At 44.9% G+C, this 14,452-nt stretch carries 14 protein-coding genes and 1 pseudogene; 1 reads left to right on the top strand and 14 read right to left on the bottom strand.

The features are described from left to right. Window positions 1–30 precede the first annotated feature (30 nt). The 6 genes from ACYP03_RS05025 to ACYP03_RS05050 form a co-directional block, all read right to left on the bottom strand. On the bottom strand, window positions 31–861 hold the full coding sequence (locus ACYP03_RS05025; protein WP_459778718.1) for a PhzF family phenazine biosynthesis protein: 831 nt from the start codon (window positions 859–861) through the stop codon (window positions 31–33). A 65-nt stretch (window positions 862–926) separates the two neighbouring features. Beyond that, complete coding sequence (locus tag ACYP03_RS05030) at window positions 927–1,298, bottom strand: zf-TFIIB domain-containing protein (RefSeq protein WP_330961116.1); 372 nt, start codon at window positions 1,296–1,298, stop codon at window positions 927–929. 163 nt (window positions 1,299–1,461) lie between these two features. Beyond that, a complete protein-coding gene (locus ACYP03_RS05035; RefSeq protein ID WP_459778719.1) occupies window positions 1,462–1,932 on the bottom strand; it encodes a heme-degrading domain-containing protein in 471 nt (156 codons plus the stop codon). After that, window positions 1,929–2,969 carry an oxidoreductase gene (locus ACYP03_RS05040; protein WP_459778720.1) on the bottom strand — a complete coding sequence of 347 codons (1,041 nt, stop codon included), beginning with the start codon at window positions 2,967–2,969 and terminating at the stop codon, window positions 1,929–1,931. The genes ACYP03_RS05035 and ACYP03_RS05040 overlap by 4 nt, the downstream gene beginning before the upstream one ends. 1 nt (window position 2,970) lies before the next feature. Further along, window positions 2,971–3,738 (bottom strand): DeoR/GlpR family DNA-binding transcription regulator, encoded by a 768-nt coding sequence (locus ACYP03_RS05045; protein WP_459778721.1) that lies wholly within the window; start codon window positions 3,736–3,738, stop codon window positions 2,971–2,973. A gap of 142 nt (window positions 3,739–3,880) precedes the next feature. After that, window positions 3,881–4,666 carry an AraC family ligand binding domain-containing protein gene (locus ACYP03_RS05050; RefSeq protein WP_459778722.1) on the bottom strand — a complete coding sequence of 262 codons (786 nt, stop codon included), beginning with the start codon at window positions 4,664–4,666 and terminating at the stop codon, window positions 3,881–3,883. A gap of 107 nt (window positions 4,667–4,773) precedes the next feature. Between ACYP03_RS05050 and ACYP03_RS05055 the strand changes: the two genes are divergently transcribed. Further along, on the top strand, window positions 4,774–5,739 hold the full coding sequence (locus ACYP03_RS05055; RefSeq protein ID WP_459778723.1) for a DMT family transporter: 966 nt from the start codon (window positions 4,774–4,776) through the stop codon (window positions 5,737–5,739). Window positions 5,740–5,828: 89 nt separating this feature from the next. Here the strand turns inward: ACYP03_RS05055 and leuE are convergent, their stop codons facing one another. The 8 genes and pseudogenes from leuE to ACYP03_RS05095 form a co-directional block, all read right to left on the bottom strand. Continuing rightward, a complete protein-coding gene (gene leuE / locus ACYP03_RS05060; protein WP_459778724.1) occupies window positions 5,829–6,467 on the bottom strand; it encodes a leucine efflux protein LeuE in 639 nt (212 codons plus the stop codon). 111 nt (window positions 6,468–6,578) lie between these two features. Beyond that, a complete protein-coding gene (locus tag ACYP03_RS05065) occupies window positions 6,579–7,208 on the bottom strand; it encodes a LysE family translocator (protein WP_459778725.1) in 630 nt (209 codons plus the stop codon). Window positions 7,209–7,289: 81 nt separating this feature from the next. After that, window positions 7,290–8,111 carry a helix-turn-helix domain-containing protein gene (locus tag ACYP03_RS05070; protein ID WP_459778726.1) on the bottom strand — a complete coding sequence of 274 codons (822 nt, stop codon included), beginning with the start codon at window positions 8,109–8,111 and terminating at the stop codon, window positions 7,290–7,292. 109 nt (window positions 8,112–8,220) lie between these two features. Beyond that, the gene (locus tag ACYP03_RS05075) at window positions 8,221–8,568 is read right to left on the bottom strand and encodes a GFA family protein (protein ID WP_248142696.1); all 348 of its coding nucleotides are present in this window, start codon (window positions 8,566–8,568) and stop codon (window positions 8,221–8,223) included. Window positions 8,569–8,658: 90 nt separating this feature from the next. After that, window positions 8,659–9,054, bottom strand: a pseudogene (locus tag ACYP03_RS05080) (N-acetyltransferase family protein); the annotation flags it as partial. Between the two features lie 70 nt (window positions 9,055–9,124). Next, window positions 9,125–10,285, bottom strand: coding sequence for a Tricorn protease domain-containing protein (locus ACYP03_RS05085; RefSeq protein WP_459778727.1), 1,161 nt, complete (start codon window positions 10,283–10,285; stop codon window positions 9,125–9,127). A gap of 99 nt (window positions 10,286–10,384) precedes the next feature. Then, window positions 10,385–11,572 carry a TolB-like translocation protein gene (locus tag ACYP03_RS05090; RefSeq protein WP_459778728.1) on the bottom strand — a complete coding sequence of 396 codons (1,188 nt, stop codon included), beginning with the start codon at window positions 11,570–11,572 and terminating at the stop codon, window positions 10,385–10,387. Between the two features lie 1,457 nt (window positions 11,573–13,029). After that, complete coding sequence (locus ACYP03_RS05095; RefSeq protein WP_459778729.1) at window positions 13,030–14,361, bottom strand: leucine-rich repeat domain-containing protein; 1,332 nt, start codon at window positions 14,359–14,361, stop codon at window positions 13,030–13,032. Window positions 14,362–14,452 lie beyond the last annotated feature (91 nt).

The following is a 14,452-nucleotide window of genomic DNA, read 5'->3' on the forward strand; positions in this document are numbered from 1 at the left end:
TCCAAATCAATAAGCGGGCATCTGATATCGCTAAGCAATACTCACCGTCGCTTTCTTCTCAGCCTGTACCGTGAACAGGAGGCCCTCCTGTGCTGGCGAGACCCGAAAATACCCGCCATCGGATGAGAGCTGATGAACTTCCAAATCTTCCTGTCCCAGTTTTTCCAGCCAATAAGGGGCCAGCGAACATTGTGCCGAGCCTGTGGCTGTGTCTTCATTGATGCCAATCTTAGGGGCAAAGTTTCGCAGCACATACCCACTTTTGCCCTGAGATGCCGTGAGTATCACAGCATGATGGTTTTTCAGGTTTTTTATCAGAGTGAAGTCTGGCTGATAATCCCGGACCTGTTGTTCACTGTCCAGCACGATGACTAAATCGCGGGTCGAGAACACATCTGCAGGCGTCAGCCCCAGCCTCTGAGCATCCTGCCAGTTTTGCTGATTGCGTGTCCCTTGCCAGGCTGGCATTTTCATACGGTAACTGTTCCGCATATCATCGTCTGCACGATCGGCTGCACGCTCAATCACCACATTGCCATGCGGACTGAACAAGGACACGGTGTCCTCCTCTGCAGTCTCTAAAATACACACAGCAGCAGCCAGACTGCCATGACCGCACAAGTTAATTTCCGCATCCGGGCTGAACCACCGAATGTCATATCCCTCAGCACGTTCGACAAGAAACGCGGTCACAGGCTGCGCTAAAATTTGGCTGATCCGGAGCAAAGCTTGCGCAGAAGGCCAGTTCTTAAGCATTACGACAGCCGCGGGGTTCCCTTTCGCGCATTTCTCACGGAAAGCACGGCCGGTAAAAGCATGAATGATGTGAGCTGTCAGCGCTGTTTCCTGATGAATGTCCATTCCCGGCCTCCGGATCAAAATCAGCAAAGCCATTGGCTTTGCTGATAATCGTTACAATATTTGCATTAACGGCGTTCTTCTGTGAACAGTTTCTTGAAGAAGTCCGACAAATCAATTTTTGCCAGATCTTTAAATTCACCCGCATCATAGAAACGTCCTTTACACGTCGGGCAGCTTTCAAACCAGATATGCGGCTGCTTCGGGTCAACTAACCTCAGCAACTGATTGTTGGGACACACCGGACATTCAATCTGATCAATTTTATTGAATGACTTTCCAATATTCGCATCACCAATGTCCACGGTATCCGCCAGAGGTTTCATTTTTTCAATTTCATAGGCATCCAGCCACAAACCTTTACAAGCGGTACAACGCTCAATATCGCCCAGCGGGGTTGTTACATGTTCAAAATTCGAATGACACTTCGGACACTGCATTCGAAACTCCTTTCATTATTCTCATTAATTTCAGATACATATTACATTCACCCGAACTGATACCGATAGGCAAATTGACTCATAAGTCATGATTCTGTGATACAGGAACAAGAAAGCAGAATTGTCTGCCAGTGAAAAGCCGCCCGGTTGAGCGGCATGATGATCAAGGGTGCTGTTGCAATTGAATCGATCGCAGGGCTTCCGTCACCAGTTGGTGATCGTCTTCCTGGGGCAGACCGGAAACCGTCACAGCCCCAAGGAGTCCGCCGTTTTTCACACGGATCGGAAAGGAGCCGCCGTGGGCACAGTATTCACTCGCATCAATGTGCGGCTGACTTTCAAACTCACGCTGTTTCTGAGCATTATAACGCCCGAGATAGTAAGAGCTTTTGGCAAACCGCAGCACACTGTTCCGTTTCCGGCGAATCCAGTCCTGATGATCGCCGCTGGTCTCCGGCATCGCATACGAAAACAACACCTGCCCGAAACCATAGACTTCGATGGCCACAGCAGCCTGTTTCGCTTCCGCACTGCTTTTCAGCAAACAGCCTAACGCCCAGGCTGTTTCATGGCTGAAATAATCCAGCTGTAAACTGACTTCTTGTTCCGCCAGAACTTCCAGTGTCAGGCTCATGCGTCCACCTTCATGGTTTGACCCAGCTTGCTGCTTTCCAGCGCCAGTTGAATCAGTCTGATATTCAGCAAAGCTTCCTCCGCCGGTACCGGATTCGCAGCGCCCAGCCGGATAGCATTCGCCACACCAGCAAAGAAATGCTGATAGCCGCCCAGCTCGGTTGGAATCACCTGTGAGCCCGTTTCCTGATGGAACTGACCATAGTGTGAAGAGGGTTCCTCAGCCCAGGCTGGCAACTCAGGTTTCACGCCAGCTTTCAAGTACTCTTCCTGCGGATCCAATCCGTATTTTTCATATTTCCCATGCGTACCCAGCACCTTATATCGCAGGTTTGGTTCCGGGCTGTACAGGTTGGCATGCAAATGCACAAAATGCTCAGGGTAATGCAACACCAGATTGAAATAATCGATGGTTGTTGCACCCGGGCGCATGATTTCACACTGTGCGGTCAATGCCTGCGGTGCACCAAATAAGGCCAGCGCCTGATCCAGCAGGTGCGGCGCCAGATCGAACAATATCCCACCGCCGTCTTGCGCCTGCTCTCGCCAGCGCTGGCGAACAACCGGCCTGAAACGATCGAAATGAGATTCGAAATGTTTCACTTCCCCCAGCTTGCCTTCATCGATCAGCTTTTTCACCGTCAGGAAATCACCGTCCCAGCGGCGATTATGAAACACACTCAGCACCAGCCCTTTTTCTTCCGCCAGTCGGATCAGCGTTTCCCCGTCTTCCACTTTCGTGACAAAAGGCTTTTCAATAATCACATGTTTGCCGTTTTCAAGCGCCAGTTTTGCCAGGCGAAAGTGAACGTCATTCGGCGCGGTAATGATCACCAGCTCCGCATCACTTTCCACCAGCATCGTGTCGGCATCTCTGTAACAGGTGATACCCGGTAAATCGGTTTGGACTGCCACCTGCTGACTGCTGCTGATTGCGGTCAGTTCCAGCGCCGGCAGCGCCTGAATAAAAGGCAAATGGAAGGTTTTTGCAGAAAATCCATAGCCAACAACGGCCGTTTTTACGGGAGCATCAAACATATCAGCGTTGTCCTTGTGTTGTGCCTGCCACAATCACCTGAATCTCATGGTGATCAAAAAGTTCGGCATAAGCGGTGGTCAGGGGTTGATCTGTAATCAGTACGTCAATCACATCCAGTGCACAGATATGGTGAAAGTTGTCCTGCCCGATTTTGTGCTGTTCACAGACCAGAATGACCTGCTGGGCCTGAGCCATCATGGCTTTCTTCAGCGAAGCTTCCTGTTCATTGTTGGTCGACAGCCCGTGTTCAGACAATGCGCAGACGCCGATAAAGGCTTTATTCACTCTGTATTCCGCAAGCTGTTTTTCTGCCTGTGCCCCCAAAATGGCACGGTGGAAGGTATCAAATTGCCCGCCCAGCAGATGGACACTGACGTCCGGATTCCCGGCGAGCTGCTGGAGAATATCGACGGAGTTCGTGACAACAGTCGATGGCTGGCTGAGATGACTTGCCAGTACAGTGTGTGTCGTACCGGTATCCAGCAGTAAAGTGTCATTTGCTTCCACCAGTGTCGCCGCATATCGCGCGAGACGCTGCTTCGCTTCACTGAGCACTTTTCCAGCATAGGGCTCAAGATGAGCACTGACCGCAGCCCGGACTGCACCGCCACGAATCCGCTGAATGCCCGGCTGCTGCGTCAGCTTCACCAAATCACGGCGTGCGGAATCGCGCGACACTAAAAACTGTTCACAAATATCATTCAAAGTCACTTTGCCTCGCTGTTCGACCAGCGAAGTTAAGTGAATCAGACGTTCTTCCTGCGTCATTGACCCACAACCGCTTAAGTAATTTTAAGTAATTATGAATGAAGTCTTGGCAATTGCCAAACAAAAGCGAGAGCAAGGTGAAAGTGATCGTGAAAGCTATATGATCAAAGAAGAACCAGCAGAGTCCCCCCAATTCCTCCACTCACAAGTTTCGCCGGTACTCGTCCGGGGTCACACCCATCAGACGACGGAACATTGCGATAAAGGCTGAGGCGCTGGCATAGCCGAGATCGTGAGCGATGTTTTCAACTTTCCCACCAGCCTCCAGCATGGGCATGGCTTTGACCACGCGTAATCGCTGCCGCCATTCCGACAGCGGCATTCCGAGATCTCTTTGCGCACGCCGCATCAGGGTACGTTCCGTCGTGTGCGCCTGCCGGGCGAATTCTGTCAGTGAGGCATTACTGCCGGGATCTGCTTCCAGCCAGCTCAGTACTTTACTCAGCGCCGTATCCGTGGAGGTTGGCAGATAACTGCCCAGCGGCGTGGCGTCACCGAGCTGATCCACCAGTACAGTTAATAACCGGGTTTGTGCCTCGGAATAAGGCAAAGTGGTTTGGGTCTGGCGAAGATGTTCCAGCATCGCTGTAATGAGCGGACTGATTTCAAGCGCACAGGTCGTTTCCGGCATGCGCCCGCACAGGCTTGCATCGATATAAAGAGAACAATGCGTCACTTCGTAGCGATTCAGTCCCTGATGTTCAACGTCAGGCGGCAGCCAGAGACCGTACTGAGACGGCGTCAGATACTGACGATTCCCGATCTTCACTTCCATGATACCACTGAAGGAATACACAAATTCTCCCCACGGGTGTCGATGAACCGGATACGCGGCATCAGCCGGCATGCAGGCCGTCCGGAACACTACCGGCGCGGGTAATTCTGTGCTGAATGGCGGGCTGTGAAATTGCTTTCCGGGAATGCTCATCAATCATTCTGTCATTTCATCGTTATCAGTTGTCGTATTCTAGCTATATCCCTGAATCACGACAACGCATACTGTGAACAGGATGTTAAGAAGCAGTAGAGGATTGCATGAACGAGCGGAAGCCAGTCGACACCACCGCAGTGAGTATTATGGTGGTGTTTTGTTTTGTCATGGGATTGCAGCAAATTTTCCTGAAAGCTACCGGCGACGACATTGCACCGCTCCTCCAGATTGGCATCCGATCTGGCATTGCCGCCGTTCTGGTTTGTCTTTATGTCGTACTACGGCGCAAGCGCCTGTTTTTCGCCGATGGCAACTGGAAACCGGGTCTTCTGGTCGGCACCTTGTTTGCACTGGAATACCTGTTCCTCGGAGAAGCGCTGCGCTACACCTCAGCCGCTCACGCGGTGGTGTTTCTGTACACATCGCCTGTATTCAGTGCGCTGATGCTCCATTTCCTGATCGATTCAGAGCGCCTGTCACCAGCACAATGGGCAGGGATTCTGCTGGCCTTTGGCGGTATTGCCATTGCGTTTCTTCTGCATTCGGAAGCGCGTGTGGCTGTCTCACAGCCAGACCAGCTCTGGGGCGATTTTCTTGCCTTGCTTGGCGGGCTGGCATGGGGCGCGACGACAGTTCTGATCCGCAGTACTAAACTGGCCCGGATCTCCTCAGAACAGACTCTGCTGTATCAGCTGACCATGGCCTTTGTGATTCTGGTTGGCGCCGCATTCATCATGGGACAGACTCAGATCAACCCAACGCCGCTGGCAATCGCGAGCGTCGCATTTCAGACGTTCATCATTTCCTTTGCCGGATTACTGCTGTGGTTCTGGATGCTCAATACTTACATCGCTTCCCGTTTAGGGGTGCTGTCATTCATGACACCACTGTATGGGGTTGTACTGGGGGCCTGGCTGCTGGACGAAGCTATCGAGCCCGGATTTGTGTACGGCGCAACCATGGTCATCACCGGAATTGTGCTGGTCAGCGGTCACAGTTGGCTCAAACAGCTGTTCTTTGGCAAACAGCGTCAAAACGATATCCAGGCCGACAAGTCCTCAGAAAGATAAGCGCCTGCTTATCGCAAAACAGAACAAATAAAAAAGGCTCAGGGGGATTGCACCTGAGCCTTGAATTCAACGTTCAAACGTTCACATACTCACGCGTTCGATAATGCCAGCCTTGCAGCAAAACCGATAAACAGTGTCCCCATGAGCGTATTGCCGAGTTGTCGGGCCCGCTTGCTGGCTTTCACCAACCGGGTCACATACGAGCCGGCAAAAATCAGGACACTGAGGAAAATCAGGCTGAACACCTCCAGCACCGCCGCCAGAATCATAAATGGAATTGCGGGGCTGTCGTACGTCATATCGATAAACTGCACAAAGAAAGACACGTAAAACAAAATGGCCTTCGGATTGGTCAGACTGAGGATCAGGGCTTTTCGAAAAACCCGCTTTCCGACTGTCGCAGGTAAGGCCTCCTCAGATTCACCGGGTTGAAAAGCGCTGTAGACAATCTTGCCGCCAAGAAACAACAGATAGATTGCCCCCAGATACCGTACCAGTGTGAAGAGGATCGGCGTGGTCTGAATCAGGGTCGCGACGCCGGCATAGGCGCAGAAAATCAACACCGCATCTCCGATGAAAACACCCAAGGCCGCCATATATCCCGGGCGGATTCCTTGGGTCATTCCGGTTTTCAGTACAAACAATGAATTAGGGCCAGGCAAAAGGACGATAAACATGGCCCCGACCACATAAGCCCAAAAATTCAATACGCCGTAATCAGCAAACATAGCCCTTCCCCTTCAACCGACTGAGTTCTTACTGTTTCACAGCACTATAAACGGTTTGAGCACGGATGCAATTGGCGTATCCGATTGCGATGAAATGAACTATTAGTACGCTCAGCCCACTGGGATCAGCTGCTGCCAAAGCGGGTTATCCACCAGCAGCCAGAACGCGACAACCATCATCAAAGCAAAATAGATGAGTCCCTGAATTTTCTGGTTTTTCCGGTTCCCGGAAAGTTTCGCCAGCAAACCGCCCGCCCAAATCCAGACCAGATGCATCGATATATTCAGCACAGCAAGCCATGCAACCAGCACCCAAATCGCATGCTCGCCGAACTCCTGCTGCGCTTTCTCCGAAAACAGGGAGAACATGAGCAACACCAGCAACCAGCCTTTACTGTTTAGCAACTGGATAAGCACCCCATCGGTAAATCCCAGATGTTTCACTTGTCCATTCGCCGTGTGCAAACTGGTTTTTAAAAATCCCTTTGCCAGATACATGATGTAACAGGCCCCGACAACCTGTAACAGTTGCAAAACCAGCGGATTTTCGTGAATCAGTGCGCCTAATCCCAGACCGATCAACAGCGACTTCATCAGGAAAACAGTATCAATTCCCAGTAACAAAGGTATGGAACGCCGGACACCGACACTGGCCCCCGATGCCGCAAACACAATATTGGCCGGCCCCGGACTAAAGACCAAAGGAAACATCACCCCTAACCAAAGCAATAAAAAACTCATTCATTCACCTCCAGATTCAACAGTGAATGCATGGTATTGCGTGCCGGTCATTCCTTCTTGTACAAAATTGCAGGCCAGGCGTCAGACGAGATAATGCTTCGGCGGTACCCCGAAAGCACGCTTGAAGTTGCGGGTGAAATGGCTCTGGTCAAAGAAGCCGCAGCTGAGTGCCGTATCGACACAACTGTGTCCGCTCATCAGCAACCCTTTGGCTTTCTGCACTTTCAGCAGCAGCAAAAACTGATGCGGTGTCAGCCCGTAATGCGCTTTAAAATAGCGGATCAGTTGATATTTTGTCAGGCCACTGACGGCTTCAAGCGCTTCTAAAGAAACATTCTCCTGCCAGTGGTCATGAAGATAATCTCTGACCTGTTTTGTCCGGTTCTGCGCTTGACCCGCAAGTTCATGTGCGGGCTTCGCCGTGCCGTATTGAGTGAACAAATGCTCGAGAGCGAGTGTCAGCAACGACGACTGCGTTAAATTCAGACTGGGAACTTCCAGTGCAATATGACACTGCAAAAGCCGCCCGAATAAAGCAGGATCATCGATTAAAGAGGTATTTATCACAGGCTCTGCGTGCTTCTCGCTGGCATCAAAATAGCCCGAGATAAATTCAGGCGGGAAATAGAACATCCGGTAACGCCATCCCTGCTCGCATCCGGCGAACCCCGTATGAACCTCGGAAGGGTTAATTGCGACCACGTGGTGCTGAGGGACAACAATATTGTTACCCCGATAAAAAAGACCTTCAGCACCCGATTCAATCACGCCAATCGCTAATTCATCATGCCAGTGCCGTGAAAATTCAAACTGCTGAAACGAAGCCGACAATAGCTCAACCTCTGGTATCCGTGCCGGACGCCAGAGTTTTGAAAATTCCTTTTTCTGTGGTTTTTCCCGCATCGCGGTTACCTCACCGCCTCAAACCAACGGGAAATGGACTCAATTGCTTTCATCATTTGCCCCATCTTCCTTGTGCAATGGGACACATCATCACATCCGCCAATATGGATTACAATGTACGACCGTCGAAATACTTCACTGGAATGACGTCTAAATCGATCTCATCCAGGCATCGGATATTCACAGCGACAATAGCATTTCCCTGCTGGTCTTTGCCTTCACCATAGGGATGAATTCCGCAGGTCGGACAGAACCGATGTTGAATCACATGTTTGTTAAAGGTGTAAGTGCTTGCTGCGCTCTCGGGCGTGAGTAAACGAAACTGACTGCGAGGGACAAACCACAATAACGATCCTTTACGCCGACAGATAGAACAGTTACATGCCAAAGCTTCCTCAATCTCGCCTTCGGCCTCAAACGCAATATTTCCGCAGTGGCAGCTACCTGTATATTTCATGCTCTTTCCCCTCGTCAGGTTCATTCTGAAGTCGGACGGCGACTGCTTGATGCAATCGGATTGAGTATAGCTTGGCAACGAAACTACAACTCAGCATTCACAATGCGTCGATTTCAAAACAGTTTTTTGCATCCAAAGCGAACTGATAAACTCACCATTTTTTTGGGCGTAATTTTGAAAAATACCGACCTCTTTAAATCCGAACTTCTGATGTAAAGCCACAGAGGCATCATTTGGCAGAGCAATCCCCGACAGTACACAACGCACCGGCTGGCTTGCCAGCGTATCCAGTAAAGCAGCCATGAGTGCACTGCCTGTGCCTTTTCCTTTTGCATCCGGATGGAGATAAATGGTCACTTCAACCGTTTCCGAAAAAGCCGGACTTGGCCGGTACTGCTGGCTGCAAGCAAAACCCGTCACGGTTTGATTCTCGACCGCGACAAAAAGTTGATACAAGGAATCTGGCTGAAACTGTGCAAACCAGTCATTGCGATTCGCGCGCGTGAATCAGCACCCCAAAAAATAAAAGCATTTGAAGGGAGTGCTCACTCATGGCTTATTGAAAGATCTCGTCATCTTTTACAAATTCGCCATTATTTGCAAAAGCATTATAAAGTGAAGCATCTGTAGCACTACGGCCAGTAGATATTTGTACCCAAGACTTATAGTTATTGTCAATTTCTTTCTTGTCGTTTAATTTAAATAGTATTGCCGCGCCATACCTTACATAATTAGCATTTAATCCAATGATCTCGAAATTATTGAATTTCCCCATTTTCCTATCTTCTATATCTTCATATTTAAATGTTTTAGTATGCATATCAATCAGGAAACGTTTCCGACCACTTTCCCCCCATGCATATCGGCCTGTTGGACTAATTGATTTTTTTATAAATTTATATTTACCAAGTGATTTCTCATCCGGATTTACGCCAACAGCATATAACCACTCGTTCGTTTTCTCATCATAAACAACGACACCATAATCATTCACAACATATCTTTTCCCATCATAAATGACGGAGTATTCATTATATTGAACTTCTACTTCTTCTACTTCAGATGTTTTCAGGTTATATTTCCAATCCTGCCATTGATCTGTGAAATACAGATAACTACTGTCCTCAGCCCATAAAAACTCTGGGTACCCACGTGATTTACCTAACTCAATATACTCACCCGTTTTCAGGTCTTTAATCACTTTAAACATACCATCACTATTGGCATACGCTAAAGCAAGATATCGATTATTCGGTGACATCCTCATCAAACGAACGTTTCCATCAAACTCATCAGCGACGAGACGCAAATCAGTCCCATCCGTTTTGATACTCCAGACTTTATCTTTTCTTTCATAGTAATCATCTGTTTCACCCTCACCATTATCCCAGCGAAAAACAACACGAGGTAAATCATATGAACTTTCATTACTTAAGTCTTCACGCGGCCATTCTTTGGCTTTAAAAACATAGTATTTGGGCTTACCATTATTATCTTGATAGCTAATATAGTTATGTTCCGTGATATAGATTCGGCCATCATCCCAGTGCTGCGCATTTTTCTGTTCGACAATACTCATGGGTTTCAAAGGCTTACTATCAAGTGTCGTGCTTTGCTCTGCTAAACTATGCTCTGCATTCGAAGATGTCATCGTTTCTTGTTCACAACCGGATATCAGTATCCCAGCTAAAACACTCAATATTATATTTTTTATCATTTTCTCTCAACTTACTCAGTCAATAAATTCTATCATTTACATTATTTAATACTGATATTTTTAAAATTAAAACCATCCAAATCATATATTTGGATAAATTTATTTATACAGTAAATATAATAGCGTTTTTTTATAATCATCTTCTGATGGCAACTTTGGAAAATAGTCTGACAAATTGACTTCATCAAATTTATCCTGCATAGCTTTAGGCAGATATAAATCATCATAAACTTTTATTTCATAGTTTTCACCGGCATCATATATATAATTTATTTTCGTGAGAGGTGTATCTTCCTCCTTTTGAATTACTCGGTATATGCTTCCATCCTGCATTCCCCAGGCACCCGATTTTATCACTCGGAAACCTAAGCTTTTCCCTAAAATTTTTTCAGGTTCATTTGAATCATATATATTGTAAACCAAATTCTGTCTATCATAGTTGCAGGTAAATAAAGTATCTTTCACTCCAAAAGATCCACCAGATTTGCACTCAGCAGAAAGATAACTCCCTCTTTTGGGGTTTTTGAACCCAGGCATATCGTAAATAATCTGATCTCCATCACCTTGTACAGACTGTAAAAAATCGTTGTTGTTTTTTACTTTTGCGATAGCCTTATTTTCTTTATTTATAATGAAAAATCTATTATTTGCATCATCAAAATCATAACTATATAAAACTTTAAAATATATAACCTCTTGCGATTCTAGTGTCAATTGTGCTGTCTCACCATCATTATTAATTAACGCTATTTTTCTATCGTCATCCCATGACTCTACAAAACATCGTCCCGAGGTAACCTCATTACCTTTTCTAAGCTTCAAATCATAAAGAGTGCAACCATACCCATTTTTATATGATGTGGAAATTATATATCTTCCATCAGGAGAGCGATTAGGTTCAGTAAAATAGCCAAAGGGTAAAACACTTGATCCAAAGTCATCATGAGTTGCAATAAGTTTGACATTCTTTCCATCCACTCCCATCGAATAAATATTATAATAATCATCTCCATTTTTTCTTGCTTTAAACAAAACTCTTGGGATTTCATTATTTTCATCCCAATTTTCATACCCTAATTCTTTAGGGATATTTACGCTTAGGCTCCAAGAGATGACATCACCTTTTGATTTCCAATGCTTTAATTCAATTGCCTTGACAATTAAATCCAGCTGCTTCTGATAATCCTCATCATAAGCTAACTTCTCTTCAATCATCTTCCAGGCTGGGTATGCCATTGACCCAAGGCAGATAGCAACCAAACCATAAACCAATAATTTATTTTTCATGGAGACTTCCCTAAACATTTTCTATGCTATTCAAAGGTATCTAAACTCGCGCTGTTATTTTATTCGACGGTATGTATTACCAGAAGAATAGCAGGTTCAACCTCTTATTCTTGACATTGTTTATTTAGAATGTCTGTTGTGAAATATCATAAATTTTTCATTCTCATCCTTACGGATTTTTCAAATAATTTCTATGGTCCGCTCAGACCCATGTCAACATTCTAATAAATATCTTGAATCAACAATATACCTATCAATTTAAATCATCTCAATATAACGATTCCACACAGCTATAGATATGTATACTGGATTTTGATGGTTTAATTTAGTGATATACTGCATATCATTACAACTATTTCCTCAAATATATCCCCCGAAAAATCGTGCCCATGTAATATTTGTCCGGCTAAAAAATTGACGTTTAGCCAGAATACCCGTCAAAAGAAAGGCAAACAGGTGAGCCAAGAACACCAATCCAATGCCCCAATAGATAGCAGCCGTCCTATCTTCGCTCATTCGGATCACCATCGCCATTGCAGTAATACTAAAGAAGCGCCGAACTGACGGTTAGCATTCAATAGCGCAGTAATCACCGATGCATGCTGTTGACCAACCAGCTACATGAATCATCAGAGCCGCCTGAATTGGTCAGACACACGTACGCAATCGATTTATTATGGACTTTGCTTTCCAATTCAGACCTGATCTCATTACAACAGCAAAGTGTTGATGACATCCATTCACTCTCACAATGATTTCCATGATAGCCTCACCTTTTTCATCAATGTTTCCCCATCGAATAAGCTGGCATCGTTGCATTCAGCCAAGAGGGAGACACCTTTCAATTGAAAGCACTACACAATCTGGGCTTTCCAACGGAATGAGAAAACAGAAAAGTAGCAGCTGAGATTGTATCGTTCTGAAAATGAGGGCCCATATTGCTGGCTCAGTGTTCTGACGACTTGAAAAACCACGTCCCGGATCACCACGGTAGATGGTCTAAAAGGCTTCCCGAAAGCCATTGAAACCAACTTTCCCAAGACAGAAGTGCAGGTCTAAAATTTACAAGATCCGCGAATCCATGAAGCTTGTCGCCAGCAAAAACATAAGAGCTTTATGTCGGATCTCAAGTGTGTCTGCATGGCAGCAACACAGAACGCAACGTGCTAAGCGCTTGATGAACAGGGAGTGAAATGGGGGTAGCTGTTCCCGTTAATCATCAAATCCAGAGCCAAATCTGTCGGAATACTTGAAATTTCCCAAGCAGATCCAGCGGACCATCTACACGACCAATTCGGATGTGTTGGGGGCCTCTGAGAAGTGGACGCATCCAGTGCAAAGGAACCTAACGTAATCTCAATTGAGCATCCACTTCCCGGGCAGGGTGAGCAATATGTAGATCTGTAATTTACGCTGGCACAGAACTACAAACACCCTTACTGAAACATTTAGTAAAATTAATAATACATACCAAGTCTTTTCCTCTGTTTCAGCGTAGAAGATTCGTAGAATGGTGTTTCTGAGATGTTAAATGTTACACCTTTAAATTGATCCACCATCTCGAAATCTACACTTTCAACAGGATTATTTTCAAAGTTCACCACTTCTAACGAAGGCATTTCTCTAAATCCAGAAACAGATTTAATTTGATTACCCTCCAAATCGAGAAGTTTCAGTTTTTTAAGTCCAGAAAGATATGATACTTTAGTGATATTATTATTTTTAAGATGTAACTCCTCTAAGTTTTCTAACTTTCCTAAACCAGAAATATCAGTCAGCTGATTATTTTCCAGTTTAACTTCCTTCAACTTACTTAACCATTTCAAATCTGGTACCGAAGAAAATTTCGCATCAGTGATCATTAAGAAATTCAGATTTTTGCAGTTTTCTATTTGAGGAAAAATATTTGAATTCAATCCTCTCACTAACAACGACTCCAGTTTTCTAGGAAGTTCAAAGTCATCCATATTATCCACTTCAAGTAAAGTTAGATATTTTAACTCTTTCAGACTCTCAACCTGTTTTATTTTTGATATATTTACACCAAGTGCAGCTATATATTCCATCTTCTTATGATTGTCAAAAGAAATTTTATCATGGAAATCTTTCCCAATACGGAAAACATTAATTCTTCTCAGGTTTTTCAAGTTATCCAAACCATCTAAATGTCTTAAATTTGTATAAGTCAACTCTAGAGATTCAAGACCATACAAAGATTCCAGACCAACTAATTTTTTAACTTCAGAATATGAAACACTTACCGTTCTCAAGTTATTTTTCTTAGAAAAAATAATCTTTGTCGATTTTGATTTAGCTAAATCAAAATATTTTAATTCTTGCAATTGAGACAAATCTAGAGGCCTGTCAAAATCTATCCCATAAATATACAAAGACTCTAGACTTTTAAATTTACTTATTTGTAAAAATTCAGATAAATCTGGATTTTTCATACTCAGCATTATGACTTGCCCATTTCTGTTGAGTACAATAGTATTTTTTAGACTCTGAAATGAAACTGTTCTTTTATAACTTTGAGGTTTTACTTTGGGAAATTTTTCAAACCTAGCATCACCATAATTAGACATAAATCTTTCTATATTAATACTCTCTCCATCAATGAAAACAGAATAATCTTTTTTTGAAATAATATCTTTAACTAACTTAATATCATCACTTCCATTAATAACACCACTAGAATTAATAACATTAGATAAATCTAATTGATTTGAAATTGCGACTGGAGATAAAAACAAAATAAATAAAGGTATCAATCGTTTTAATAAACTCATACTATTCACCAATACTTTCAATAATAACCATTATGGCATAAATAAATTTATATTAAAAGATAATTCAATGGAAAAGGTGGCATGAGCCACC

The sequence above is a fragment of the Photobacterium sp. R1 genome (genome assembly GCF_054600795.1).

What these genes read in the sequence shown, in the direction of transcription:
- ACYP03_RS05025 (WP_459778718.1), bottom strand. Translation starts at nt 861, where the DNA reads ATGGACATTCATCAGGAAACAGCGCTGACAGCTCACATCATTCATGCT.
- ACYP03_RS05050 (WP_459778722.1), bottom strand. Translation starts at nt 4,666, where the DNA reads ATGAGCATTCCCGGAAAGCAATTTCACAGCCCGCCATTCAGCACAGAA.
- ACYP03_RS05070 (WP_459778726.1), bottom strand. Translation starts at nt 8,111, where the DNA reads ATGCGGGAAAAACCACAGAAAAAGGAATTTTCAAAACTCTGGCGTCCG.
- ACYP03_RS05085 (WP_459778727.1), bottom strand. Translation starts at nt 10,285, where the DNA reads ATGATAAAAAATATAATATTGAGTGTTTTAGCTGGGATACTGATATCC.
- ACYP03_RS05075 (WP_248142696.1), bottom strand. Translation starts at nt 8,568, where the DNA reads ATGAAATATACAGGTAGCTGCCACTGCGGAAATATTGCGTTTGAGGCC.
- leuE (WP_459778724.1), bottom strand. Translation starts at nt 6,467, where the DNA reads ATGTTTGCTGATTACGGCGTATTGAATTTTTGGGCTTATGTGGTCGGG.
- ACYP03_RS05030 (WP_330961116.1), bottom strand. Translation starts at nt 1,298, where the DNA reads ATGCAGTGTCCGAAGTGTCATTCGAATTTTGAACATGTAACAACCCCG.
- ACYP03_RS05055 (WP_459778723.1), top strand. Translation starts at nt 4,774, where the DNA reads ATGAACGAGCGGAAGCCAGTCGACACCACCGCAGTGAGTATTATGGTG.
- ACYP03_RS05090 (WP_459778728.1), bottom strand. Translation starts at nt 11,572, where the DNA reads ATGAAAAATAAATTATTGGTTTATGGTTTGGTTGCTATCTGCCTTGGG.
- ACYP03_RS05035 (WP_459778719.1), bottom strand. Translation starts at nt 1,932, where the DNA reads ATGAGCCTGACACTGGAAGTTCTGGCGGAACAAGAAGTCAGTTTACAG.
- ACYP03_RS05065 (WP_459778725.1), bottom strand. Translation starts at nt 7,208, where the DNA reads ATGAGTTTTTTATTGCTTTGGTTAGGGGTGATGTTTCCTTTGGTCTTT.
- ACYP03_RS05040 (WP_459778720.1), bottom strand. Translation starts at nt 2,969, where the DNA reads ATGTTTGATGCTCCCGTAAAAACGGCCGTTGTTGGCTATGGATTTTCT.
- ACYP03_RS05095 (WP_459778729.1), bottom strand. Translation starts at nt 14,361, where the DNA reads ATGAGTTTATTAAAACGATTGATACCTTTATTTATTTTGTTTTTATCT.
- ACYP03_RS05045 (WP_459778721.1), bottom strand. Translation starts at nt 3,738, where the DNA reads ATGACGCAGGAAGAACGTCTGATTCACTTAACTTCGCTGGTCGAACAG.